This window comes from Actinocorallia herbida (assembly GCF_003751225.1).
Lineage (GTDB): Bacteria > Actinomycetota > Actinomycetes > Streptosporangiales > Streptosporangiaceae > Actinocorallia > Actinocorallia herbida.
On record NZ_RJKE01000001.1, the window covers coordinates 6,979,118 to 7,001,839 of the forward strand.

The 22,722-nt window shown below is 72.6% G+C and carries 20 protein-coding genes; 9 read left to right on the forward strand and 11 right to left on the reverse strand.

Annotated elements, in window-relative coordinates; genetic code table 11:
* Positions 1–37: 37 nt before the first annotated feature.
* From hydA to EDD29_RS31935, 3 genes are all read right to left on the reverse strand, one after another.
* The gene (hydA, locus tag EDD29_RS31925) at positions 38–1,441 is read right to left on the reverse strand and encodes a dihydropyrimidinase (RefSeq protein WP_123667995.1); all 1,404 of its coding nucleotides are present in this window, start codon (positions 1,439–1,441) and stop codon (positions 38–40) included.
* Positions 1,442–1,468: 27 nt separating this feature from the next.
* Positions 1,469–2,308 carry a nitrilase-related carbon-nitrogen hydrolase gene (locus EDD29_RS31930; protein WP_123667996.1) on the reverse strand — a complete coding sequence of 280 codons (840 nt, stop codon included), beginning with the start codon at positions 2,306–2,308 and terminating at the stop codon, positions 1,469–1,471.
* Positions 2,309–2,498: 190 nt separating this feature from the next.
* Positions 2,499–3,371 carry a 3-methyladenine DNA glycosylase gene (locus EDD29_RS31935; RefSeq protein ID WP_123667997.1) on the reverse strand — a complete coding sequence of 291 codons (873 nt, stop codon included), beginning with the start codon at positions 3,369–3,371 and terminating at the stop codon, positions 2,499–2,501.
* 145 nt (positions 3,372–3,516) lie between these two features.
* Between EDD29_RS31935 and EDD29_RS31940 the strand changes: the two genes are divergently transcribed.
* The 3 genes from EDD29_RS31940 to EDD29_RS31950 all read left to right on the forward strand — a co-directional run bounded on the left by EDD29_RS31940 (position 3,517) and on the right by EDD29_RS31950 (position 5,187).
* Positions 3,517–3,804 carry a DUF397 domain-containing protein gene (locus EDD29_RS31940; protein ID WP_123667998.1) on the forward strand — a complete coding sequence of 96 codons (288 nt, stop codon included), beginning with the start codon at positions 3,517–3,519 and terminating at the stop codon, positions 3,802–3,804.
* Between the two features lie 223 nt (positions 3,805–4,027).
* Entirely contained in the window at positions 4,028–4,459 is a 432-nt protein-coding gene (locus EDD29_RS31945; protein WP_123667999.1) for a hypothetical protein, read from the forward strand.
* A gap of 77 nt (positions 4,460–4,536) precedes the next feature.
* Positions 4,537–5,187 carry an O-methyltransferase gene (locus EDD29_RS31950; RefSeq protein ID WP_123668000.1) on the forward strand — a complete coding sequence of 217 codons (651 nt, stop codon included), beginning with the start codon at positions 4,537–4,539 and terminating at the stop codon, positions 5,185–5,187.
* Here EDD29_RS31950 and EDD29_RS31955 read toward each other — a convergent pair.
* The 3 genes from EDD29_RS31955 to EDD29_RS31965 are packed head-to-tail and all read right to left on the reverse strand — an operon-like array spanning position 5,184 to position 7,357.
* Positions 5,184–6,527 carry a cytochrome P450 gene (locus EDD29_RS31955; protein ID WP_211360049.1) on the reverse strand — a complete coding sequence of 448 codons (1,344 nt, stop codon included), beginning with the start codon at positions 6,525–6,527 and terminating at the stop codon, positions 5,184–5,186. The genes EDD29_RS31950 and EDD29_RS31955 overlap by 4 nt on opposite strands.
* A 27-nt stretch (positions 6,528–6,554) precedes the next feature.
* Positions 6,555–6,815, reverse strand: coding sequence for a hypothetical protein (locus EDD29_RS31960; protein ID WP_123668001.1), 261 nt, complete (start codon positions 6,813–6,815; stop codon positions 6,555–6,557).
* Positions 6,812–7,357, reverse strand: coding sequence for a hypothetical protein (locus EDD29_RS31965; protein ID WP_123668002.1), 546 nt, complete (start codon positions 7,355–7,357; stop codon positions 6,812–6,814). Before EDD29_RS31965 ends, EDD29_RS31960 begins: the two co-directional genes overlap by 4 nt.
* A 141-nt stretch (positions 7,358–7,498) precedes the next feature.
* Between EDD29_RS31965 and EDD29_RS31970 the strand changes: the two genes are divergently transcribed.
* Positions 7,499–9,490, forward strand: a complete 1,992-nt coding sequence (locus tag EDD29_RS31970) for a hypothetical protein (protein WP_123668003.1) — start codon at positions 7,499–7,501, stop codon at positions 9,488–9,490.
* Positions 9,491–9,576: 86 nt separating this feature from the next.
* Positions 9,577–10,581, forward strand: a complete 1,005-nt coding sequence (locus EDD29_RS31975) for a Swt1 family HEPN domain-containing protein (protein ID WP_148086163.1) — start codon at positions 9,577–9,579, stop codon at positions 10,579–10,581.
* A 9-nt stretch (positions 10,582–10,590) separates the two neighbouring features.
* Here EDD29_RS31975 and EDD29_RS31980 read toward each other — a convergent pair whose 3' ends face one another.
* The 4 genes from EDD29_RS31980 to EDD29_RS31995 form a co-directional block, all read right to left on the reverse strand.
* Positions 10,591–11,529 carry a hypothetical protein gene (locus EDD29_RS31980; protein WP_123668005.1) on the reverse strand — a complete coding sequence of 313 codons (939 nt, stop codon included), beginning with the start codon at positions 11,527–11,529 and terminating at the stop codon, positions 10,591–10,593.
* 155 nt (positions 11,530–11,684) lie between these two features.
* On the reverse strand, positions 11,685–12,125 hold the full coding sequence (locus tag EDD29_RS31985; RefSeq protein ID WP_246053106.1) for an NUDIX hydrolase: 441 nt from the start codon (positions 12,123–12,125) through the stop codon (positions 11,685–11,687).
* 83 nt (positions 12,126–12,208) lie between these two features.
* The gene (locus tag EDD29_RS31990) at positions 12,209–14,404 is read right to left on the reverse strand and encodes a carbohydrate-binding module family 20 domain-containing protein (RefSeq protein WP_123668006.1); all 2,196 of its coding nucleotides are present in this window, start codon (positions 14,402–14,404) and stop codon (positions 12,209–12,211) included.
* 316 nt (positions 14,405–14,720) lie between these two features.
* Positions 14,721–16,325, reverse strand: a complete 1,605-nt coding sequence (locus tag EDD29_RS31995; RefSeq protein ID WP_211360050.1) for an alkaline phosphatase D family protein — start codon at positions 16,323–16,325, stop codon at positions 14,721–14,723.
* A 156-nt stretch (positions 16,326–16,481) separates the two neighbouring features.
* On the opposite strand from EDD29_RS31995, the gene EDD29_RS32000 reads away from it, so the two are divergent.
* From EDD29_RS32000 to EDD29_RS32015, 4 genes are read left to right on the forward strand one after another with little or no spacing between them, the layout of a single operon-like run.
* Entirely contained in the window at positions 16,482–17,315 is an 834-nt protein-coding gene (locus EDD29_RS32000) for a hypothetical protein (protein ID WP_123668007.1), read from the forward strand.
* Positions 17,312–18,403: a hypothetical protein gene (locus tag EDD29_RS32005; RefSeq protein WP_211360051.1), complete on the forward strand. Its 1,092-nt coding sequence runs from the start codon at positions 17,312–17,314 to the stop codon at positions 18,401–18,403. Before EDD29_RS32000 ends, EDD29_RS32005 begins: the two co-directional genes overlap by 4 nt.
* Positions 18,400–19,932 carry a hypothetical protein gene (locus EDD29_RS32010; RefSeq protein WP_123668008.1) on the forward strand — a complete coding sequence of 511 codons (1,533 nt, stop codon included), beginning with the start codon at positions 18,400–18,402 and terminating at the stop codon, positions 19,930–19,932. The genes EDD29_RS32005 and EDD29_RS32010 overlap by 4 nt, the downstream gene beginning before the upstream one ends.
* On the forward strand, positions 19,919–21,226 hold the full coding sequence (locus EDD29_RS32015) for an AAA domain-containing protein (RefSeq protein WP_123668009.1): 1,308 nt from the start codon (positions 19,919–19,921) through the stop codon (positions 21,224–21,226). Before EDD29_RS32010 ends, EDD29_RS32015 begins: the two co-directional genes overlap by 14 nt.
* Before the next feature lie 38 nt (positions 21,227–21,264).
* Here EDD29_RS32015 and EDD29_RS32020 read toward each other — a convergent pair whose 3' ends face one another.
* On the reverse strand, positions 21,265–22,572 hold the full coding sequence (locus EDD29_RS32020; protein WP_123668010.1) for a threonine/serine exporter family protein: 1,308 nt from the start codon (positions 22,570–22,572) through the stop codon (positions 21,265–21,267).
* Positions 22,573–22,722: the final 150 nt, after the last annotated feature.

The following is a 22,722-nucleotide window of genomic DNA, read 5'->3' on the forward strand; positions in this document are numbered from 1 at the left end:
CTCCCCCTCGATGGTGGCGCCGGTGCGCCCGGACCCGTCAGACCAGGTAGCTGCTGAGGCCGCGGCGCAGGTACTGCCCGTGCCCCTTGCGGCCCCGGTAGACGCCGTCCTCGAGCAGCACGGTCCCGCGGCTGATGACGGTCTCGACCTTGCCCGCGATCTCGTAGCCCTCGAACGCCGAGTGGTCCATGTTCATGTGGTGGGTCTCGACGCTGATGCGGGTCCGGCCGTTCGGGTCGTAGACGACGATGTCGGCGTCCGAGCCGGGCGCGATGACGCCCTTGCGGGGGTAGAGGCCGAACATCCGGGCGGGCGTGGTGGCGATGGTCTCCACCCAGCGCTCCAGGCTGAGCTGGCCGTCGACGACGCCCTGGTAGAGGAGGTCGACGCGGTGCTCGACGCCGCCGATCCCGTTGGGGATCTTGGAGAAGTCGCCGACGCCGAGCTCCTTCTGGTCCTTGAAGCAGAACGGGCAGTGGTCGGTGGAGACGACCGACAGGTCGTTGGTGCGCAGGCCCCGCCACAGGTCGCGGCCGTGCGACTCGTGCTTGGAGCGCAGCGGCGTCGAGCACACCCACTTGGCGCCCTCGAAGCCGGGCGCGCCGAGCTGGTCCTCCAGCGTCAGGTAGAGGTACTGCGGGCAGGTCTCGGCGAACACGTTGCGGCCGTTGTCGCGGGCCTCGGCGACGCGGGCGAGCGCGCCGCTCGCCGACAGGTGGACGATGTAGAGCGGGGTGTCGCGGGCGACCTCGGCCAGGTAGATGGCCCGGCTCGTCGCCTCGGCCTCCAGCGCCGCGGGACGGGTGATGCCGTGGTGGATCGGGTCGGTCTCGCCGCGGGCGAGCGCCTGGGCGACCAGGACGTCGATCGCGGGCCCGTTCTCGGCGTGCATCATGATCATGGCGCCGTTCTCGCGCGCCCGCTGCATGGCCCGCAGGATCTGGCCGTCGTCGCTGTAGAAGACGCCGGGGTAGGCCATGAACAGCTTGAAGCTGGTGATGCCCTCCTCGGCGACGAGCTGGTCCATCGCCTTCAGCGCGTCCTCGTCGACGCCGCCGAGGATCTGGTGGAAGGCGTAGTCGACGTGGCACTCGCCGTCGGCCTTGGCGTGCCAGGCGGCGAGGCCGTCCTGGACGCGCTCGCCGGTCCGCTGCACCGCGAAGTCGACGATCGTGGTGGTGCCGCCCCAGGCCGCGGCCCGGGTGCCGGTCTCGAAGGTGTCGCTGGCGAAGGTGCCGCCGAAGGGCAGCTCCATGTGGGTGTGCGCGTCGACGCCGCCCGGGATGACGTACTTGCCCGTCGCGTCCACGATGGTGTCGGCCGTGGTGATGGAGCCGGGCAGGGACAGCGCGACGATCCGCTCGCCGTCCACCAGGACGTCGGCGTCGATCGCGCCCGCCGGGCCGATGACTTTGCCGCCTTTGACCAGGAGTGTGGTCATACGTATGCCTCCTTGGATACGTGGCAGTTAGGGGGCGGTGAGGTCGCCGTAGGCGTCGGGCCTGCGGTCCCGGTAGAACGCCCAGCGGTCGCGGACCTCGGCGAGCAGGCCGAGGTCGAGGTCGCGGACGATCAGCTCCGCCTCGTTGCCGTCGCCGACCTCGCCGACGAACTTGCCCTCGGGGTCGACGAAGTAGGACGTCCCGTAGAAGTCGTTGTCGCCGAGGTCCTCGATCCCGACCCGGTTGATCGCGCCGACGAAGTACTCGTTGGCGACGGCCGAGGCGGGCTGCTCCAGCTTCCACAGGTAGGAGGACAGGCCGCGGCTGGTGGCCGAGGGGTTGAAGACGATCTGGGCGCCGTTCAGGCCGAGTGCCCGCCACCCCTCGGGGAAGTGCCGGTCGTAGCAGATGTACACGCCGACCTTGCCGACAGCGGTGTCGAACACCGGGTAGCCGAGGTTGCCGGGCCGGAAGTAGAACTTCTCCCAGAAGCCCTTGACCTGCGGAATGTGCGTCTTGCGGTACTTGCCGAGGTAGCTGCCGTCGGCGTCGACCACCGCCGCGGTGTTGTAGAGCACGCCGGGCTGCTCCTGCTCGTACATCGGCAGCACCATGACCATGCCGAGCTCGGCGGCGAGCGCCTGGAAGCGCTCGGTGGTCGGGCCCGGGATGGACTCGGCGTACTCGTAGTAGGCCGGATCCTGCACCTGGCAGAAGTACGGGCCGTAGAAGAGTTCCTGGAAGCACATGACCTTGGCGCCCTGTGCGGCGGCCTGGCGCGCGTATTCCTCGTGCGCCTTGATCATGGATTCCTTGTCGCCCGTCCAGGTCGTCTGGACGAGGGCCGCGCGGATGACTTCGGACATCACACTCCCCTTATCGAAGCCGTAACAGCGATATCCCCTGCCCTTTAAGAGTTCGGAAGCTATGGCCGCAATGGGACACCCGGATTTCATGATCGTTCCAGGGGCGTTACTGACGTGCTCTTGCACAGGCCGTCAGTGGAGGGTCGGCCAAAGGGGAGGTGTGTGATTTATCCGCGAATAGGAGGAAGTACTAAAGAAGGGAGAGCAGCCGGTCGCAGTGGCCGACGAGCGCGGCGCGCAGCGGCTCGGCCCGCGCGGCGAAGTCACGCTGACGGGCCGCGTACTCGGCCCGGCCCTCGGCGGTCTCCACCCGGATCGGCGGATGGCCGAGCGCCGCCATGTCGTACGGACTCGCCCGCATGTCGACCGAGCGGATCTCGCGGGCGAGGGCGAAGCAGTCCACGACGAGTTCGGCGGGGATCAGCGGCGACAGCTTGTAGGCCCACTTGTAGAGGTCCATGTTGGCGTGCAGGCAGCCCGGCTGCTCCTGGTCGCGCTGGCCCTCCCGGGTCGGCTGGAGCACGTTGAGCGGACGGGCCGGGGGCGTGAAGAAGCGGAAGGCGTCGAAGTGGCTGCACCGCACGCCGCGCTGCTCGACCACCGCGGCGACCTCCCCGGGCGGCAGCCGCAGCGGCCAGGCCGCGTGCCTGACCTCCTCCTGCCCCAGCCGGTACACCATCGCCCACTCGTGCATGCCGAAGCAGCCGAGGTGGGGCTGCCTGGAGGCCGTCGCGGCGAGCAGGTCGCGCGTCCAGGCGAGTGACTTCGCCCGCTTGGGCAGCAGCGCCTCCAGGTCGAGGGTCGTCCCTTCGGGGGTGTCCCGGTAGGCCTGACCGAAGTCCCGCGCCCCCTCCAGGACGACGCCCGCGCCGGGGTGCCAGGTCAGCAGCCGCCCGGGCCGGTGCCCGTAGTACGTGAACAGGAAGTCCTCGACGGGATGGGACCTCCCGGCCCGCCGCAGCGCCAGATAGCCGCCGATCATGCCCTCCAGCCGGGCGCGGTGCGCCTCCCTGCGAGCCCGCCAGACGCCCGCGGGGACAACGGTGCCGAGAACCTGTGCCATGCACGCATGTTAGGAGAGCCTGCGCGGTGCGCCCGCACCTGGTACAAACGAATGCACGAGCACCTGCACGTGCACGCGCCGTCCCGGCACCGTCCCCCCGACGGCGTCGGCCGCGGCGGCCAGCCGAAAACGCCAAGGAGCGTAGATGATCCTGCGGGCCTTCAACGGGATGCCGGCCCAGTGGCTTCCGGAAGTCGAGTGGCGTGCCGCCGACCCGGGCGGGGCCTTGGAGGTCGCGGCGCTGCCTGACGGGGAGATCGCCGTGCGCAGTGCCCAGCACGTGGACGGACCGGCGCTGATCTTCGGCGCCGGGGATCTCGCCCAGTTCGTCGCGGGCGCCAAGCGCGGCCTCTTCGACGACCTGTGCGGGCACGGCCCCGGCGCCGCGCGGGACCTGAGCGAGGGGCCGGACGAGGCGCTGCGCTCGGCCTGAGCGGCCCGCCTCAGGACGCCGCGGGTCCCGCGACCGCGCACCGCGGGACCCCGGCCCCCGCGGCCCCCTGCCCGGGCGGCCGCCGGGACCCGGCCGCACCATCACGGGCGGCCGGACCGGCGCACTCGACAGCCTCGGCGAGATCGTGATCCCCGGACGGCGGAACGCGCACGGGACACCGATCCCTGCCGTCCGGGACGCCCCCGCGCCTACCGTCGTCGGTATGCGAACCACCTCCTTTCAGACCCTCGCCTGGCTCATCATGGGCTCGACCGGCAGCGCTCCCGGCGTCCTGCGGCTCACGCACGGACGGCTGGCGTTCGAGGCGCACGGCAGGGGCGCCCTCACCCTCGGCCAGCTGCGCGCCCTGGAGCAGCGCGGCAACGCGCCGGGCCTCGCCCGGCACCTCGGCGACGGCGGCGTCGCCTCGCTGTTCGACGGCCCCGCCTCGCAGGTCAAGTTCCCCTGGTACTACTTCGGCGGCGGCATGAAGCTGTCGGTCGGCGGCAACCCGTACCGCTTCTCCTTCCTCCAGCCGCAGAACACCCGGCTCCCCGCCGAGCTGTACGACGTGCCGGGCATCGCCGGGGAGATCGGCTCTGGCCGGGCAGCCGGCCGGGCCTGGCGGGCCGCGCTGACCGGCGCCTCCGCCTGACGGGCGGGCGAGGCCGAACCCGAACACGCGGGCGCACAGCCGGGGACGGCGCGGGGGCGGCGGCTAGGCTCGCCGCCATGACCTTCCTGGATCCCGTGGTCGACGCCTATGTGGCCGCGCACTGCTCACCCGCCGACGACATCCTGCTCGATCTGGCGGCCGAGACCCAGCGGGCGCTCCCCGACTTCGCCGGGATGCAGGTCTCCCACGACGAGGGCCTCTTCCTCACCATGCTCGTCGCGCTCTCGGGTGCGCGCGACGCGCTGGAGGTCGGGGTGTTCACCGGCTACTCCTCGATCTGCATCGCCCGCGGCCTGCCCGCCGACGGACGGCTGCTGGCCCTCGACGTCAACGAGGAGTACACCTCGATCGCGCGGGCGTACTGGCTGCGCGCCGGGATCGCGGAGAGGATCACGCTCCAGATCGGCCCCGCGATCGACAGCATCCGGGCGCTGCCGGAGACCCCGTCGTTCGACTTCGCCTTCATCGACGCCGACAAGACCGGCTACCCCGACTACTACGAGGCGATCCTCCCCCGGCTGCGGCCCGGCGGCGTCATCGCCCTGGACAACGTGCTGCGCGACGGCCGCGTGGTCGACCCGACCGCGCAGGAGCCCGCCGACCTGGCCGTCAAGCGCCTGAACGACGCGATCGCCGCCGACGACCGGGTGGCCTCCGTCATGCTGCCACTGCGCGACGGCGTCACCCTCGCCCGCAAGCACCCTTAGACGGGCGAGGCGGAGCCCGGCCGCACCTCCGCGAGCCGAACGGGGACCCCGTCCTTCGGCCGCATCGCGGTGATGCTGCGCGGCACGACCGGGCCGGGCAGCGGAACGCCGTCCACCCGGTCGAGCAGCCTGGCCAGCGCGACCTTGAGCGCGGTGGTGGCGAACGCGGAGCCGATGCAGCGGTGGTTTCCGCCGCCGAACGGCAGGAACGTCGCGGGCGTCGCCGGGACATGGCCCGGCGCCCCGGGGTCCCAGCGGTCCGGGTCGAACACGCCGGGGTCCGGCCACACCGACGCCATCCGGTGCGTGACGTAAGGGCTGTAGATGAGGGTCGTGCCCTCGGGGATCCTGCGGCCCCGGAACTCCAGCTCGCGCGCGGCGGTCCTGACCGTCATCACCACCGGCGGGAACAGCCGCAGCGTCTCGTTGACGACGTGGTCCAGGTAGGTGAAGGAGGCGAGCGCCGCCGGCGTGAGCGGGACGCCGGAGACCTCCGCGCGGGCCCGCTCCCACACCCCGTCGGTGGTGAGCATCAGGTGGAAGGCCCAGCCGAGCGCCGCGCTCGTCGTCTCGTAGCCCGCGGCCATGAGGCTCATCACCTGGTCGCGGATCTCGGTGTCGGAGAGGCCGTCGCCGTGGTCGTCGCGGGCCGCGGCGAGGGTCCCCAGGACGTCGCCGCCGAGGTCGCCGGCCTCCTCGCGCGCGGCGATCTCGGCGCTGATCCGCGCGACGACCTCGGCGCGGGCCGCGGCCGTGCGGCGCTGGAAGACCTCGGGGAGCGCGCGCAGGAGGACGAGCTGGGTGTAGGGCTTGTCTATCGCGTCCAGCGCACGCTGGAGCGGGCCGGAGAGCAGCGCCTCGTCGGCGGCGAGCCGGTCGCCGAACAGCAGCTGCACGGTGGTGCGCCGGGTCAGCTCGCGGAACGCCGTGTAGACGTCGACGGTCTGGCCGGGCCGCCAGGTGTCGATCAGGGCGTCGGCGTTGGCCGCCATCCGCGCCACGTAGGAGTCGATCCTGCGGTGGTGGAACGCGGGCTGGACGAGTCTGCGACGGCGCCGGTGGGCGGCGCCGTCGGAGACGATGAGGGCCGTCTCACCGTTCACCGGCACGAGGACGTCGAACGCCTCCCGGACGGTGAGGTCGGCTGAACCGGCGAAGACGAAGGCGTTGGCTTCCGGCCCGAACAGCAGCGCGTAGCGGAAGGCGCCCCAGCCGAAGCCGGACGCCTCACCGCCCGCGTCGTGCGCGGCGAGCAGCCCCTCGTAGGGATCGCGGGCCAGCATGGCGGCGAGGCGCAGCAGCGCCCGCGGCGAGGAGATCCCCGGAAGCGTGTCGGCCACCGGGTCACTATCGCACGCGGGATCGGCCTACGTAAGGTCCCGGTTCTCGCCCCGGCGCACCTCGGCCAGCCACGGGCCGAGCAGCCTGTCGGTGTCCAGGCCCGCCGCGCGCAGCCGGGCGATCGCCCGGTCGGCGCGCAGCCAGTCCGGCTCCTGCCGGACGACCGGGGCCGGCTTGTCGGGGAGCATCCGGCGCGCCAGCAGCACAAGGCCGGTGGCGAGCAGGACCACGACCATGAACAGCACCGGCAGCACCGTGCTCTCGGTGACGGGCAGGGCGGCGGTCATCCCTTGCCGACCTCCTGCTGGCGCGGCACGAAGTCCTCGGCGTTGACCGGGCCCCGCTCCGAGTCGCGCGCCAGCACGTCGGCCAGGGCGTCGCGCACGCTGGCGAGCCCTTCGACGAGCCGGTCGTGCGCGCGCGTCAGCTCGGTGACCCGCGACCCGACCTCCACGTCCAGGGACGCGCTGACCCGCTCCTCCAGCTCCATCGCGCGCTGGCGGGCGTCGCCGAGGATCCGCTCGGCGTCGACCGTCGCGGCGGCGAGCCGCTCGCGCGCCTCCGCGGCCATCAGGTCGGCCAGCTCACGCGCGCCCAGGAGCGTGCGCTCGGCCTGGCCTGCGGCCTCGGCCTTGCGCTGATCGGCGCATTCCGCCGCGAGCCGCAGCACCCTGGTCACCGCCCCCTCGGAGGGCGCGACGGACGCACCGCCGGGCGACTCGGTTTGCGCGCGCAGCTCACGGCGCACCTCGAAGACGAAATCGTCCACCTCACGCCGGGAGTATCCGAAGAGTCGGATGCTGAAGCCCGGTTCCTCACGGACAGCCATAAAGCAGGAGGCTAGGCACCAACGGACGACGATGGCGGGCGGACGTGCGGGGGGCCGGGAATCTTTGCCGACTCCGGGTGCGGTCACGGGAAACGACATAGGATTCACCGCAAGCCACGTCCGACGACACCCGCGGAAGTCATGCCGACCACGAGGCTCTACCAGGCCGTCCTGCGCGACCCAGGCCCCACGCTGGCCAAGCGGCTGCGGCGCGCGTTCAGCACCTGGCTGATGGGCCGCGGCTTCCCCGAGGTGCCGATCAGCCCGCATTTCACCGCCTCGGTCAAGGGCACCCGCGCGCGTCTGGACGCCGCCAGGGGCTGCGGCAGGTTCACCGTCGAGGACGGCAGGCTGCGCACCCGCGTCACCTACGCCCAGACCATGGACCGGATGACGGGCTGGGTCGTCGTGACGGTCGAGCAGTACGCCGGGGATCCCGCCGAGGAGTTCGCGCCGGGCTTCCTGCCGGACTACCTGGCCACCGAGCGGGTCACCGACGGCGGCGTGCACCTGACGGGCCGGGCCGAGGAGCACGACGAGGACGGCATCGTCTACCTGCTGGGCGACCTGTCGGAGCGGCGCAGGCGCGTCCCCGTCGTGGTCGTCGCGGTCGAGGGGCGCGGCACGGGGTCCGGGCGGGTGCACGCGGAGTACCTCGCCGACCGGGTCGCGGGCGCGGCCCAGGTCGTCTGGCTCGCCGACCTGCGCGCGCAGGACAGGTTCAACGACACCGTCGGCGACGACCTCGCCGTCTACGGCGGAGGCATCCGCACGTATCTCGCGGGCTTCCGGCCGGGCGAGGAGGAGGCCGACCGGCACCGGGTGATGGGCGGCAAGATGGTCCGCGCCGAGGGAACGCCCGCGCTGGACCGTGCCGCCGGATACATCATCGGCGAGACCGCGGGGCTGAAGCTGCCGGACGAGCTGCGCGAGCCGTACCGGGTGGTCGGCCGGATCGTGCAGGGCGACGCCGAGCCCGAGGCGCTGGCCGAGGCGGCCCGCCCGCAGCCCGTCAGATCGGCCTACATCGACCCCGAGCAGTACCGCAAGATGATGGACATGGCCAAGGCGGTGACGGTCCCGCCCGCGCCCAAGCCGCGCCCTCCGCTGTCCGTCCTGCCCGCTCCGCGTGCCCCGGAGCCCGAGCCCGCGCCCGCCCCGGCGGCCGCGAACGGCAAGCCGGCGGCGCCGGAGCTCGACCTGGACCTGCTGGCCAGGACCGTCGCCGAACGGGTCGCCGAACGGCTGTCCCATCTCGGTGACACCGTCGCCAAGGCGGTCACCGAGGGAATGCACGGCGAGCTGGAGAGCATGCTCGACCTCGTCACCTCCGATCCGCAGGAGCTGGCGCGGCACATGCGCACGATGACCAGCCATGTCGCGAGCCTCACCCGCGAGCTGAGCGAGGCGCGCGAGGGCCGGGAGCGCGCGGACTCCGGGCGGGCCGAGGCCGAGTCGGAGTCGGCCAGGCTCGAGGACGAGATCGAGCGGCTGGTGGCCCAGCAGCGCTGGCTGGAGACCGACCTGGCCGAGGCGACCGCGCGCGAGCGCCGCCTCGCGGTGCGGGTGCGGCGGCTGGAGAGCGAGCTGGCCAAGGCGGCGGGACCGGTCGAGATCGCCGACGAGACCCCGGAGTCGCCCGCCTCGCTGGTGGACGCGCTGCACTTCGCCGAGTCGCTCACCCATGTGGTGATCGGCGAGACCATGCACGAGGCGGGCCTGCTCGACCTCGCCCATCCGACGCTGCGCCGGGTGTGGGCGGGCAAGGCCTGGGACGCCCTGTGCGCGCTGGACGAGTACGCCAAGGCCCGCTCGTGCGGGGAGTTCCAGGGCGGGTTCCGCGACTGGTGCCTCGCCGAGACCGGCGGCCGCCGGGTCATTTCGGCGAACCTCCTGGCGATGAAGGAGTCCGACTCGGTGACCGGCCGGGACAAGTTCTCGGCGGTGCGCACCTTCGCCGTCCCGGCCGAGGTGGATCCGTCGGGCCGGGTGTTCATGCCCGCGCACATCAAGCTGCGCAAGGCGGGCACCCCCGCGCCGCGCATCCACTTCCTCGACGACGCGGGCGGCGCCACCGGCCGGATCTGGGTCGGCTACGTCGGCGACCACCTCCCGAACACCCGGACGAACTGACCCCCGCCCCCTCGGGACAAAATGCCTATGAAAAGGGGACATGTCGGTTGCGGACGTGGTGGGCGCGGCAGCGCTACGCTGCCGGGATGACGCCGGTTCCGGGCAATCACCAGCGGGTGGCGGACGGACTCGCCCTCGTGGGGAAGGGCCTCGCGCCCTACGTCGACAAGCAGATGCGCGCGCGTCACGGGCCGCAGTGGCTCGCCGCGCGGTCGAAGGAGGACACGGCGCGGCGCGGTGAGCTCGTCGAGCACTCCCTCGACGACACCCCGCTGATGCTGCGGATCATCACCGAGGACCCGGTGTTCGGTGAGCAGAAGGTGCTCCCGCAGCCGGGCGTCCGCGTCGCGGGCATCCTGCTGCGGGTGGCGGGCCGCCTGGATGGCGGCTCGTTCACCCCGGCCGAGGAGGACCACGCACTGCGCACGATGGCGCAGATGCTGCGGCTCATCGGCGCGCGCAAGCTCGCCGGGGAGGTGCACGAGATGATCAAGCCCCCTCCCCCGCCGCTGCCCCGCCGCCGGAACAACGCGCAGCTCGTCCGCAGGGCGGTGCTCGGCAAGAAGGCGGCCGAGGCCGCGGAGAAGGGCGGCGGCAAGTCGGGATCCAGCCAGATACGGCTGACGACGCTCGTGGTGGGCGCGCTCGTCGTGCTCGTCGCGCTCCAGTTCATCAGCGATGACTCCTCCCCCGACGACCCCTATGAGGGCAAATGGGCGGAGCGGAAGGTCGGCGACCAGCTCGTTAGTAAGAAGGACGTCGCGCTGTCCGACGGCAAGCATGTCGTGCTGCTGGAAGGCAAGCCGCATGACGGCTCCTTCAAGGGCGACGTCTACTTCACCGCGGGCGCGCTGTACGCCACCGACAAGCGCCTCGCCATCCTGCCCGACGACGGGAAGCCGGGCTTCGGCGACTGCGCCGGGATCAAGGACTGGCTCACCGTCGCCGAGGACGAACTGGAGAAGGGGCGGCGCATCTGCGTCGTCACCGACCGGGGCGCGGTCGCGCTGCTCACCGTGCAGAGCGTCCGCGCGAAGCCCCGGAAGGTGACGTTCGACCTGCGGGTCTGGAAGGGCGAGCGGCAGGACTGACCGGCGTCCTCAGGCGTCCGGCCAGAACGCGGCGTACAGGGAGTCGTCGCGGGACACCGACCAGCCGTGCCCGCGCAGGTGCGCGAGCACCGCGTTGACGTGCCGGGCGGGCAGGTGCTCGCGGCCCGACGGCCACTCCCGCTCGATCGGGCCGAACCGCTCGCGGAACGCGGTGTCCGCCCAGGGCCCGCGGACGGTCGGGACGGGCCGCCAGCCGCTGTCGCCGAAGCACGGGTGCTCCTCGACGTCGAACGGCTGGTCGTCGGCCGGGCGGACGGCCTGCCACAGGTCGCTGGTGGACCTGGCGCGCAGATGGTCGACGTCGACGTCCTCGTGGGCACGGCAGACGAGCTCGACGTAGTAGTCGAGGCAGCGGCGCCGGTCGTCGACCTCGAGGCCGAAGGAGCGGGCCTCGCCATAGGTGCGGGCGCTGAACGCGGCGTCCAGCCGGGCCACGCCGGCCTCGGCCTCGGCGTAGTCCATGAGGTAGAGGTCCGGGCCGAACACGCCGAGCGCCAGCTCGGCCTGGGCGGGCGCGCCCTGGGCGGGCGCGGCCTGGACGAGCGTTGTACCCGGCACGTCCGGCGGGCGGTAGTCGGACTTGTCTCCCGGGAACAGGGGCTCCCCGGCGTAGACGCCCAGCAGCCTTCCGGAGCCGCGCGGGCGGGTGAGGCGGCGCGGCGGAGCCCCGGGCAGCCAGGACCCCGGCTCCCCGCAGCTGTAGAGGGTGACCGCGGCGCCCGTGCCGTAGAAGGCGACGCCCCAGCCGCGCGCGAGCCAGCCGTCGACCGTGCCGAGGAAGTGCACACGGCCCGAGGTGCTGGTGAGCCCGGCCTCGCGCCAGGCGTCGAGGGCGAGTTCACGGGCGCGGTCGGCCTCGATGACGGGCACCGGACGGGCGGGCTCGGCGGGCCGCGGGTGCGTCAGCAGTTCCAGGACGGAGGTCATGGCGCTCCTTCACCGGGCTGGGCGGGGGCCTGGACACGGGGTCCCGGGGGACTCCCGTGTCCATGGGCTCGGGGGCGACCGGCGTCGGCGCCTGACGCCGCGAGCCCGTGGCAGCTCGATATTCTGTTCTATCATCGCATAGATGTTCGGGCGCGTCAGTGCCCGTGCTCGCGCCACATCCGGAGCGCGATCTGGACCTGGTCCATGAGGTCGAGTCCGGCGAGCTCGTCCAGCGCGAACCACTCGGCCCGGTCGGTGGAGTTGTCCGTCTCGTACCGCAGCTCACCGCCGGTCCGCGCCACCTCGTACAGCACCCGCAGCCCGTGGAAGTCGACGACCTCGCCGTCCCAGTCCCGGTCGGGCCAGTGGAAGGAGTGCAGGCCGAGCAGGCGGATGATCCGGCCGGTGTAGCCGGTCTCCTCGGTGAGCTCGCGCAGCACCGCGTCGGCGGGGTCCTCACCGTGCTCCAGGCCACCGCCTGGCAGGATCCAGCGGGGCCGCTCCCCGCCGATGAACCGGGCGAGGAGTATCCGTCCGTCTTCCACGACGACCGCGTACGCGGCGACCCTGAGCCTTCTCTTCATCACATCGTCCACGGACCCGAGTCTTTCACCGGCGACCGCTCGGGCGGCCGGGTCCCCGGACCCGGCCGCCCTGTCCGTACGTCAGTCCTCGCCGATCACTTCCAGGTGTCGGACGCGGTGTGCGCGCCGCCCGAACCCGTGCTGAACGAGCGGTTCGCGCCGCTCTCCCAGGTCACGGTCCCGTTCGCATCCTTCTTGAGGTACTTGTACTGGAACGCGGTGTTCTTCGGCACGATCGCGAGCCTGCTCCAGACCGGGTAGCCGGCCGACAACAGCGGGATCGCGTGCGCCGGGTTCCACGAGCCGAGCGACGCGAGCGAGCCCACGACGTAGACGTTCGTGCCGGGGCTCGTCGTCGCGGTCACCTGGAACGTCACCGAGGTGGCGGCGGCGTCGGCGACGTTCCAGCTGTTGTGCACCGTCACCGCCGCCGTGGTCGTGGTCACCGTCCGGTTGGGGTTGCTCTCCCAGGTGACGCTGCCCGCCGCGGTCTTCTTGAGGAACTTGTACTCGACCGTGCCGTTCGCGGGGAGCGCCACCGAGCCCGTCCAGACCGGGTAGCCGGAGGCCGACAGCTTCACCGCGTCGTCGGTGTCCCAGGAGCCGAGCGCCGGGGTGTTCCCGACGACGTAGACGTCCTCGCCGGGGACGGTCTCGGCGTAGACGTTGAAGGCGGCGGCGACCGTCGCGGGGGTGGTCGGCGGTTCGGTGGGGGTCTGTGTCGGGGTGGGCGTCGGGCCGGTCGGGGTCGGGGTCGGTTCCGGGCCCTCGCCGGACTTCGCGCCGAGGTGCAGCGCGAACGCGCTGTTCGCCGGGATCGTCACGGTAGCGGAGCCGCCGGAGACGGTGGCCGAGGAGCCGGTGCAGCCGTCGTCGTCGGGGCCGCCGGTGATGACGTCGCAGTAGACGCCGTCGGCGAGGCCGGTGGCGTAGGTCGCGGTCGAGGCGCCGCCGGAGTCGTTGATGCCGATCCAGCCCTTGTCGCCGCGGCTGAACCCGATCACGTTGGCGTTCGTCACGGTGAAGTTCGAGACGGTCGACACGGACTTCGCGGCGTTGTGCCAGCCGACCATGCCCTTGATGCCCGTCGTCTGGCTGAGGCAGTTCCACGCGGCGCCGCAGACCGTGCCGGTGACGAAGCCGTTCCCGTCAGCCGGGGGCGACTGGCCCCGCGCCGACCACGCGAAGCTGTCGTAGACCGACGGCTTGCCGTGCGGGTAGGCGAGGGTGAAGTAGTTCGCCAGCACGTAGTCGGCGCCGTTCTTGTACGACAGGACGACCCCGTCGCGCTCCAGGTCGTGGTTGGTGACCATGGCGAAGACGTTCGCGCTCGGCGCGTCCAGGGCCCAGCTCCCGACGTTCGCGAGACCGGAGATCGAGCCCTGGAACGCCGCCTTGACTCCCTTGGCGTAGGCGAAGTCCAGGACGTCGCCGTTGCCGGTGAAGGCGGCGGCCTTGAGCGCGGCGTTGGAGGCCCCGTCGAAGATCTCCTGGGCGACGTACGGGCGCTTGTTCTCGGCGGTGGTGTCGTTCAGCTTGCCGAGGATCGCCGCGAAGTCGCCCTTGGCGATGTGCTTGACGGCGTCCACCCGGAACCCGTCCACGCCGAGGCCGATGAGGTCGTTGAGATAGGCGGCGATCTTGTCCTGCACGCCCGCGTCGTCGGTGCGCAGGTCGGCGAGGCTGAGCAGCTCGCAGCCGGTGACCTGGGCCTCGTTGTTCCAGTCGCCGATGCCGCCGGTGGTCCCGCAGCCGCTGCCGGGGTGGTGGAAGTCGCCGTACCCGTAGGGCACCGCGGGGTAGGTGTAGCCGGTCGGGCTGAACGAGCTGCCCGCGTAGCCCGTCGTGTGGGTGTTGTTGGTGCCCGCCATGTGGTTGACCACGGCGTCGACGTAGACGCGCACGCCCGCCGCGTGGCAGTCCTGGACCATGGCGGCGAACTCCGCGCGGGTGCCGAGCCGGCTCTCCAGCTTGTAGGAGACCGGCTGGTAGACCTCCCACCACGGGTGGGCGCCGTCGCTGCTGGATGGCAGGCTGACCGACTCCTGCGGCGGCGCGACCTGCACCGCGCCGAACCCCGCGGGGCCGAGGTGGCCCGTGCAGGCCGCCGCGACGGAGTCCCAGTTCCATTCCCACAGGTTGGCGGTGACGTCGCTGTCGTTGAGCGCCGCGGCGGTGGCGGGGGCGCCCGCGGTGAGCGCCGCGATCGGGGCCAGCAGGCCCGCGGCGAGCACCACCGCCATGGTCGGCGCGCGCCACCGGCGCCGGGGTCGTCCTGTTCTCGTCTGCATGGGATGCCTCCTCGGAGGGCCGGTCTGATGGGGGGTGGGACGGCCGTCCACGCAGCGAGAATGAATCAGCTATGAAAACAAGTCAAGAACTTGCGCAAGAAGACTGGAAACTTGAAAGAACCTGGTCATTACTGGATCGTTCCAGATATCCGAGAAGATATGGACGGTCGTCCACCAGGAAGCAAGATGTCCAAGTGGAAGGATTCAGAGGTTTCGCCCGGCTTGAACGAGACAGCCCCTGCAAGCTTTCTGAAAACTTGCAGGGGCCCTTGACGGGTCTCCCGGGACGAACGATCCTCGGGGAGCCCGGACGGCGCTAGCCCCAGGCGCGCTTGAGCTTCGCGGTGCCGTGCGCGGTCGTGTAGGAGACGGCCTTGCGGGCGGTCGCCGCGGGGTTCTTGCGGTCGGACAGGAAGTACCAGTCCATCCGGGTCTGGGACTGCCCGATCTGGAAGACGCCGAAGCCGTGGTCGTCCATGTTGAGCCAGCGCACGTGCCGGTTGGTGACCCCGACCGCCGACTCGATGGCGAGGGAGGTGGTGCGGGGGGCGGTGCCGAGGATGTCGTCGATGTTGTCGCTGGTGACCGACGGGACCACGAACTCCGTCGCCACCGACGGGCTGATCGGGTAGGTACCGGCCTTGAGCGGGACCTCGTTGGCCCAGCTCGTGTGGATGTCGCCGGTGAGGAACACCGTGTCGCCCGTGCCGCGCGCGTTGAGCGCGCCCAGCAGCTCCGCCCGGTCGGCGGTGTAGCCGTCCCACTGGTCGGGGTTGAGGGTGAGACCGCCTTGGGGCAGGCCGAGCAGTTCGGCGATCGGGCCGAGGGCCTCGGCGGTGAGCGAGCCCAGCACCAGCGGGCTGATCATCACCGACGTCCCGACGACCCTCCAGCGCGCGGTGCTCGCCGCGAGGGTGTCCTTCAGCCACGCCATCTGCGGCGCGCCCGTCATCGTCCTGGCGGGGTCGTCGACGGCGAGGCCGCCCTGCTGGAGGGAGCGGTAGGACCGGAGGTCCATGAGGACGACCTCGGCGAGGGAGCCGAACTTCAGCGACCGGTAGATGGCGCCGTCCGGGGAGAACCGTACGGGCATCCACTCCTGGTAGGCCCGGTGGGAGGCGGCCTTGCGGGCCGCGTACGAGCCCTCGGTGGCGGGGTCGTGGTTCTCCGCGCCATCGGCCCAGGCGTCGTTGGCGACCTCGTGGTCGTCCCAGACGATCAGCCATGGGTGCCTGGCGTGGGCGGCCTGGAGGTCGGGGTCGGTCTTGTAGCAGGCGTGCCGGATCCGGTAGTCGGCCAGCGTGATGATCTCGTGCTCGGGCGCGGTCCTGCGGACGACGACGTCGCCCGCGCCGTACGAGCCCGTGCCGTATTCGTAGATGTAGTCGCCGAGGTGGATGACGCCGAAGAGGTCCTCGCGGGCGGCGAGGTGGCGGTAGGAGGAGAAGTAGCCCGCCTCCCAGTTGGAGCACGACACGACGCCGAAGGCGAGGGAGTCCACGGCCGCGTCGGCGGCGGGCGCGGTGCGGGTGCGCCCGGTCGGCGAATAGGTCCCGGCGTAGGCGAAGCGGTAGTGGTAGGCGGTCCCGGGGTCGAGTCCCCGGACGTCCACTTTGACGGTGTGGTCGCGGTCCGGTCCGGTGGCGAAGACGCCGGAGGCGGCGAGGCTCGCGAAGCCGGGGTCCTCGGAGATCTGCCAGGAGACCTGGATCTGCGGTCCGGCACCGCTGCCGGGGAGCGCTTCGGGGACCGGCGTCACCCTGGTCCACAGGACGACGCCGTCGGGAAGCGGGTCGCCGGAGGCGATGCCGTGGGCGAAGAGGGGGTCGGGGGCGGCGGACGCGGCGGCCGGGGCCATGAGGGCCAGGGCGGCTCCGGTGCCGCCGAGCTTCAGTGCGTCGCGGCGATTGAGGTGGGTCACAAGCGCCGAAGGTAATCAGCGTGACGAAACTGACAATAGGCACGGCCGCAGAAGGCCATGTCCCGTTCACCGAATCTTTCGCCAGGGACGACACGACACGCGTGATGTCCCTGGAAAACCCTGGAACTCCAGGGAACTTCCGGTAGCCTCCGCTGCATGTCGCACGACGACCCTTCCCCCGACCCCGCGGCAGGCGATTCGGCGCCCGGCGAATCCGCGGACCGTCTCGAACAGCGCATCGCCGCCCTGCGCACCGACGTCCGGCGTGCGGTGGGCCGCGGCGACCGGGCCGCCGCCCGGGTGCTGCGCGCCGAGCTGCGCCGCCTGGAGCAGGCCTGGGACACCGCGGTCATGGCGCCCGCCGCCCCCGAGCCCGCCGAGCCCGCACGGCTGATCCCGGTCCGCGACCAGGTGCACCACGCGCTCACCCTGCTCGGCGTGCCCGCGGCGCCCAAGCTGATCCAGAGCGTCCACGAGGCGTTCTACTCCGGCCCCCTGAACGCCGGGCAGCTCACCAGCCTCCGCCGCGACGAGGAGCGCTCGTTCCGGTCCGGCCCGCACACGCGGCCGTTCTATCTGTGCGCGGCGCTCACCTCCGATCTGCTGGCGCCCGCGCGCGGGCTGCTCGCGGTGAGCACCTGGCCCGCGGCCACCCGGATGGTCGGCCCGCTCAGCCCCCGGGTGGACTTCCTGACCTCCGCCGTGCGGGTCACCGAGCACCTGGAGCGGCTGGACGCCGAGCCGGGCCCGGCCGCCCGCCGCCTGCTGTGGCGCTTCGCCGCGGGCATCCCCCGCGCCGCGGGCGTCCAGGGCACCGTGGACCTCTCCGCGGTCCGCGCCGCCGCGCACGCCGAGCTCGACGTGCACCGCGAGGCCGACGCCGCGCACCGCGCCGAGGCCGCCGAGCGGGCCGCCCGCCAGCTCGACCAGGTCGCCCAGCTCTTCGGCGCCCGGCTCCAGAGCACCCGCGCCCTCGGGGTCGGCTCGTGAGCGCGCTGGAGGCCGTGGACGCCCGGCTCGACAGGATGCGCGGGGACGCCCCGCCCCGCAACCACGACGCGCGCAGCATCGCCGCGCTGACCACCAACCCCGGCTGCAAGCGCCGCGCCCTGCTGGACGCCGCGGGCGCCGACAAGGCGCAGATCGCCCGGTTCCTCGGGCATCCGCCGCACTTCGGACAGTCCCAGTTCGCCATCACCCGCGGCAACGCCTTCGAGGCGACGGTCAAGTCCGACGGCTGCGCCCCCCTGTACGGGCTGCTCCGCGACAAGCTCGGCCTGCCCGTCCCCGAGTCGGAGTACGCCGACCTCGAGGAAGTGGGCGGGAATGTCAGCCGGGAGGTCCGCTACGCGCGCACCAAGCAGCTGCTCAAGCGCGCGGTGGAGGGCGAGGGGACCCTGTTCGACCATCCGCTGCTGCGGATCGAGGTCGGCGGCCACCCCGTCTACCTGGAGCCCGACGTCATCGCCTTCCGGTTCGAGGGCGCCTTCCACATCATCGAGATCAAGTCGTTCCCGATCGTGGACGGCCGCGCCAACCCCGAGCAGGTCGCCGCGGCGGCCCGGCAGTCGGCCGTCTACGTGCTGGCGCTCCGGCTGCTCATGACCGAGCTGGGCTACGACGAGAGCCTCGTCGCCGACCGGGTCGTCCTGGTCTGCCCGGAGAACTTCACCAACCGCCCCACCGCGACCCTCGTGGACGTGCGCCAGCAGCTCGGCGTCATCCGGCGCCAGCTCCAGCGGATGCAGCGGATCGACGAGCTCCTCGACGCGCTGCCCGAGGACGTCACCTTCGCGATGGACGAAGGGCTCGGCGAGTCCGTCCAGCGGATCGAGGCACGGTACGAGCCGGGCTGCCGCACCCACTGCGACCTGTCCCTGTACTGCCGGGCCGAGGCCCGCGCCTGCGGCTCCACCGACCAGCTCGGCCGGCAGATCGGCGACCAGCTCGGCGGGATCACCCGGGTCGACAAGGCCCTGGACATCGCGCGCGGCGCGGACCCGGAGGACGAGGCGCTGGAAGAAGTCGCCGGGGAGCTCCAGGAGGCCTACCGCCTCCTGGCGGAGATCGCCCGATGAGCGTCCTGGGCGCGGTGGCGCGCATGAAGGCGCTGCGGGACGGCCGCGCGGTGCCGCTGGCGAGCGTCCGGCACGTGCGGCTCGCCGAGGACCCGCTGGTCCTCATCCCGCTCAAGCTCGCGGGCGAGGCCGCCGCGCCGCTCGCGGCGATGGTCGGCAACCACCCGGACAAGGCGCGGGTGCTGCTGGTGCCGCAGCCGCGCAACCGGGACCTGCGGTTCGCGTTCTTCGCCGAGCTCGGCCGGATCGTGCTCGGCGAGGTCGCCGCGGCCACCGCGACGGCCGAGACGATCGAGATCAAGCGCGGCGAGCGCAAGGGCGAGACCTACGAGCGGTACCTGGACGCGCCGCAGATCCTCGTGCCGAACCGGGCCGCGATCGACTTCCTGCGGATGGCCGGGCGCGCGACGCGCTTCCGGCAGACCGACGGCGAGTGGCCGGTGGCGCCCGAGGTGCCCGTGCTGGGCCGCTGGCTCACCTGGTTCGCCGACCGGTCGGACTACCCGGGCGCGAGCGCCCTGTGCGCGATGACGGAACTGCTCGGCGCGCACTGGGCGTCCGGGCAGTCGTCGATGGAGGACGGGAACCTCGCGGCGCTGCTCGGCTGGATCGACCCCGGTCCCTCGCTGGCCGCGCTCATGGGCGCGCCCGCGCCCGGCAGGACGCTGGTGGGCCGGGACATGGCCGAGCTCGCCGAAGACCCCCTGACGGTGCCGCCCGCCGGGCCCGCGACCGACCCGACGTTCGACAACGAGATCCTCGCGCCGATGATCACCGCCTACGACACCGCGCCCGAGGGCCCGGCCCGCGAGCACGCCGAGGAGCTGCTGCGCGAGCGGCTCGCCGAGCAGATGGAGCCGACCTGGCGGCTGATGTGGCACGCGGTCGGGCTGCTGCGCGAGCTGCCCGAGGCCCCGCATGTGCCCAACCGCTTCGAGGGCGACCGGCAGTCCTTCACCAACTTCGAGGAGTCCCTGGACGAGGGCGTCCCGCAGGCCAGGCACGACGGGGCCGTCGCGGCGGCGCGCAGGCTCGCCTCGCTGGAGGCCGCGGCCTCCCGGTACTCCGTCCAGCGCGCGCTCGACGACCCCCTGGTGATGGCCGAGTACCGGCTCACCGGGGAGGCGTTCCAGGGCGAGGTCGAGGCGGTCGATCCGGAGAACGTCAACGAGAAGGGCCTGCGCCGCCCGCTGGTGACGATCCGGACGAAGGACCGGATGCGGCTGGAGCCCGGGGCGATCGTGCACAACACGGCGCGCACCCAGAAGGCCGAGGTGCTGGACGTCGCGTTCGGCAGGGTGACCCTGCGGATCGAGAACGGGATGGGCAACGCGCGCAAGCCGCTGCCGGGCTCGATCCCGGAGGAGGGCCAGGCCATGTGCTTCACCTCCTTCGCCGACGAGTTCCGGCCCGGCGGATCGCTGCCCGAGCCCGAGGACACCCCGTGGACGCACGGCGGCCCGCCCGAGGCGCTGCTCCTGGAGCCGAACGAGACGACCGCCGAGGAGATGACCCATGAGCGCGCTTGACCTCCGCTCGCCTGGCGCGCTCGCCGACGCCGCGGTCGCCGGGGTGCTCGCCGACCTCGCCGACGGGAGCCACCGCGGCGTCGTCGTGGACTCCCCGCCCGGCGCGGGCAAGTCCACGCTCGTGGTGAAGGCCGCGCTGCACCTCACCGGTGCGGGCGAGCGGCTGATGATCGTGGCGCAGACCAACGAGCAGGTCGACGACCTGGTCGAGCGGCTGTGCGCGAAGACGTCCGAGCTGGTGATCGGGCGGCTGTCGGCGGGCGACTACCAGCCGAGCGACCGGGTCAAGCTGCCGAACGTGCTGATCAGCCCGAAGATCGACGCGCTGGCCGGGGTCCCGCTCGTCATCGCGACCGCGGCCAAGTGGGCGACGGTCTCCGACGGCACCTGGTCGTGGGCGATCGTCGACGAGGCGTACCAGATGCGCTCGGACGCGCTGCTGCGGATCGCGGCCCGGTTCGAACGCGCCCTGTTCGTGGGCGACCCCGGCCAGCTCGACCCGTTCTCGACCGTCGACGCGGGGCGCTGGGCGGGCCAGTCGTGGGACCCGACCCAGTCGGCGGTCTCGGTGCTGCTCGCGCACAACCCCGACCTTCCGGTGCACCGGCTCCCGGTGTCGTGGCGGCTGCCCGCGTCGGCCGCCCCGGTCGTCTCGGACGCGTTCTACCCTTACACCGGGTTCCGCGCCGGAACCGAGCACGGCGACCGGCTGCTGCGGTTCGGCGCGGCCGGGATCGGCGCCTACGACGACGCGCTCGACATCGCCGCGGCGTCCGGCTGGAGCCTGTACGAGCTCCCCCGCAGGCACACGATCCGGACCGACGCCGAGGCCGTCACCGCCACGGCGAAGCTGGCCACCCGGGTGCTGCACCGGGGTGCGATCGCGACCTCCGACGGCACGGAGAAGCCCGTGACCGCCGACCGGATCGCGGTCGGCGCGGCACACCGCGACCAGGTCGCCGCGATCAAGGCGCAGCTCGCCGGGACGGGCATCACGGTGGACACCGCGAACCGCCTCCAGGGCCGTGAATACGACGTGACGGTCGTGCTGCATCCGCTGTCGGGCCGCCGGGACGCCACCGAGTTCCACCTCCAGGCGGGCCGCCTGTGCGTCCTGGCCTCCCGGCACCGCCACGCCTGCGTCGTGGTCGCCCGCGCGGGCATCCCCGACCTCCTCGACGCCCACCCTTCGACGGGCCCGGTCCACCTCGGCCTGCCCGTGAAGTTCCCGGACGGCTGGGAGGCCAACCAGTCCGTCCTTGCCCACCTGGAGGGCTACAAGGTCACCGTCTGACGGCCGCCGTCCGAAGCCCGGGTCAGCGGCGGCCCGGGTCAGCGGCGGACTCGGCGGCTGCGGCGGGCCACGGGCGACAGGAGCTGGGCGGCGGTCAGCTGGACGGGCCGGATGGCGCGGAGCAGCTCGCCGCCCAGGATGACGCCCGCGCCGAGCGCGAGCGCGGTCGACAGCGCCTCGATCAGGGTGACCAGCCCGGTCTGGGTGTGCCCGGTCGTCATCTCCAGCAGGCCCCGGTACATGAGCGAGCCCGGCATGAGCGGCGCGACGCACGGCACCACCGCGACGATCGGGGGAACGCCCCGGTACCGGGCGAGCGCGGTCATGAACAGGCCGACGACGAGGGTGGCCAGGAGGGTCGCCGCGGGGGCCGCGACGTCCTGGCGCAGCAGGTGGGTGAACAGGGTCCAGCTCACCATGCCGCCGACGGCCGCCGGGGCGACCCACGGCGGCGGCACCACGACGTGCACGGCGAACGCGGCGGAGATCACCCCCGCCGCGATGACGGAGCTCCCGGCCGTGAGCCGGGCGAGCGGCAGGTGCTCCAGCGAGATGGGCACGCCGAGGCGGGCCGCGACGTAGATCGTGAAACCGACGCCGCTGAGGATCGCCGCGATGATGTAGAGGGCCTCGATGAGGCGGATCGAGCCCGTCACGTAGTCGCCCGCGATGCCGTCCTGGAGGCTCGCGACCAGGGCACGTCCGGGGATCAGCGCGATCACCACGCCGATGATCACCGCCCCGGCGCGCACCTCGGCGTCGAGCCAGACGAGCAGCGCGGCGAGGGTCGCGGCGAGCGCGGCGGCGAACGCGGTCTGCAGGAACTCCGAGACGCCGCGAGCGCCGAGCCGCGCCGCGACCCGGTCGCCGGCGAGGGTCGCGCCGAACGCGCCGAGCGCGGACAGGAACCCGCCGCCGACCAGGACCGCGCCCGCCCCCGCGAGGACGGCCAGGGTCGGCGCGTGCACCCACCACGGATAGGGCCCGGGGCCGGAGATGATCCGGCGCAGCCCCTCGGCGGCCTCCTCGATCGTCATCTCGCCGCGCTCGGTCTCCGCCACGAGCCGGTCGACCGCGACGACCCGGGTGAAGTCCGGGACCCTGCGGCGGATCGTGCGCTCCCCGGTGACCGGCGGCCGCCCGTGGCCGGGCAGGTAGGAGACCGAGATCGCCGACAGGGTGACGTTCACCTCCGAGCGGGCGGGCATGCCGAGCGCGCGGCCGAACAGGGAGACCGCCCGTTCGACGCTCTCGGCGGACTCGCCGCCCGCCAGCATCAACTCGCCGACCCGCAGCGCGAGCTCCATCGCCAGATAGGCGGCCTGCTCCTCGGTGCGCTCCTGCAACCCGTGCCTCCCCCGGCGCGAGCGTAGCCAGCCGATCACCGGGCGGGCCGACCCCGTCGCCGACCTGGTCAAGTCTTTGCGATACCGTGCGAGCTGCGCAGGTGAGCGAAGTCCGGTGTGATTCCGGCGCTGTCCCGCAACTGTGATCGC

Excerpts from the sequence above, each read along its gene's own strand:
- EDD29_RS31990 (WP_123668006.1), bottom strand. The coding sequence starts at position 14,404 with ATGCAGACGAGAACAGGACGACCCCGGCGCCGGTGGCGCGCGCCGACC.
- EDD29_RS31975 (WP_148086163.1), top strand. The coding sequence starts at position 9,577 with ATGACGCCGGTTCCGGGCAATCACCAGCGGGTGGCGGACGGACTCGCC.
- hydA (WP_123667995.1), bottom strand. The coding sequence starts at position 1,441 with ATGACCACACTCCTGGTCAAAGGCGGCAAAGTCATCGGCCCGGCGGGC.
- EDD29_RS31970 (WP_123668003.1), top strand. The coding sequence starts at position 7,499 with ATGCCGACCACGAGGCTCTACCAGGCCGTCCTGCGCGACCCAGGCCCC.
- EDD29_RS31940 (WP_123667998.1), top strand. The coding sequence starts at position 3,517 with ATGATCCTGCGGGCCTTCAACGGGATGCCGGCCCAGTGGCTTCCGGAA.
- EDD29_RS31980 (WP_123668005.1), bottom strand. The coding sequence starts at position 11,529 with ATGACCTCCGTCCTGGAACTGCTGACGCACCCGCGGCCCGCCGAGCCC.
- EDD29_RS31930 (WP_123667996.1), bottom strand. The coding sequence starts at position 2,308 with ATGTCCGAAGTCATCCGCGCGGCCCTCGTCCAGACGACCTGGACGGGC.
- EDD29_RS31945 (WP_123667999.1), top strand. The coding sequence starts at position 4,028 with ATGCGAACCACCTCCTTTCAGACCCTCGCCTGGCTCATCATGGGCTCG.
- EDD29_RS31960 (WP_123668001.1), bottom strand. The coding sequence starts at position 6,815 with ATGACCGCCGCCCTGCCCGTCACCGAGAGCACGGTGCTGCCGGTGCTG.
- EDD29_RS32015 (WP_123668009.1), top strand. The coding sequence starts at position 19,919 with ATGAGCGCGCTTGACCTCCGCTCGCCTGGCGCGCTCGCCGACGCCGCG.
- EDD29_RS31950 (WP_123668000.1), top strand. The coding sequence starts at position 4,537 with ATGACCTTCCTGGATCCCGTGGTCGACGCCTATGTGGCCGCGCACTGC.
- EDD29_RS32000 (WP_123668007.1), top strand. The coding sequence starts at position 16,482 with ATGTCGCACGACGACCCTTCCCCCGACCCCGCGGCAGGCGATTCGGCG.
- EDD29_RS31965 (WP_123668002.1), bottom strand. The coding sequence starts at position 7,357 with ATGGCTGTCCGTGAGGAACCGGGCTTCAGCATCCGACTCTTCGGATAC.
- EDD29_RS31935 (WP_123667997.1), bottom strand. The coding sequence starts at position 3,371 with ATGGCACAGGTTCTCGGCACCGTTGTCCCCGCGGGCGTCTGGCGGGCT.
- EDD29_RS32010 (WP_123668008.1), top strand. The coding sequence starts at position 18,400 with ATGAGCGTCCTGGGCGCGGTGGCGCGCATGAAGGCGCTGCGGGACGGC.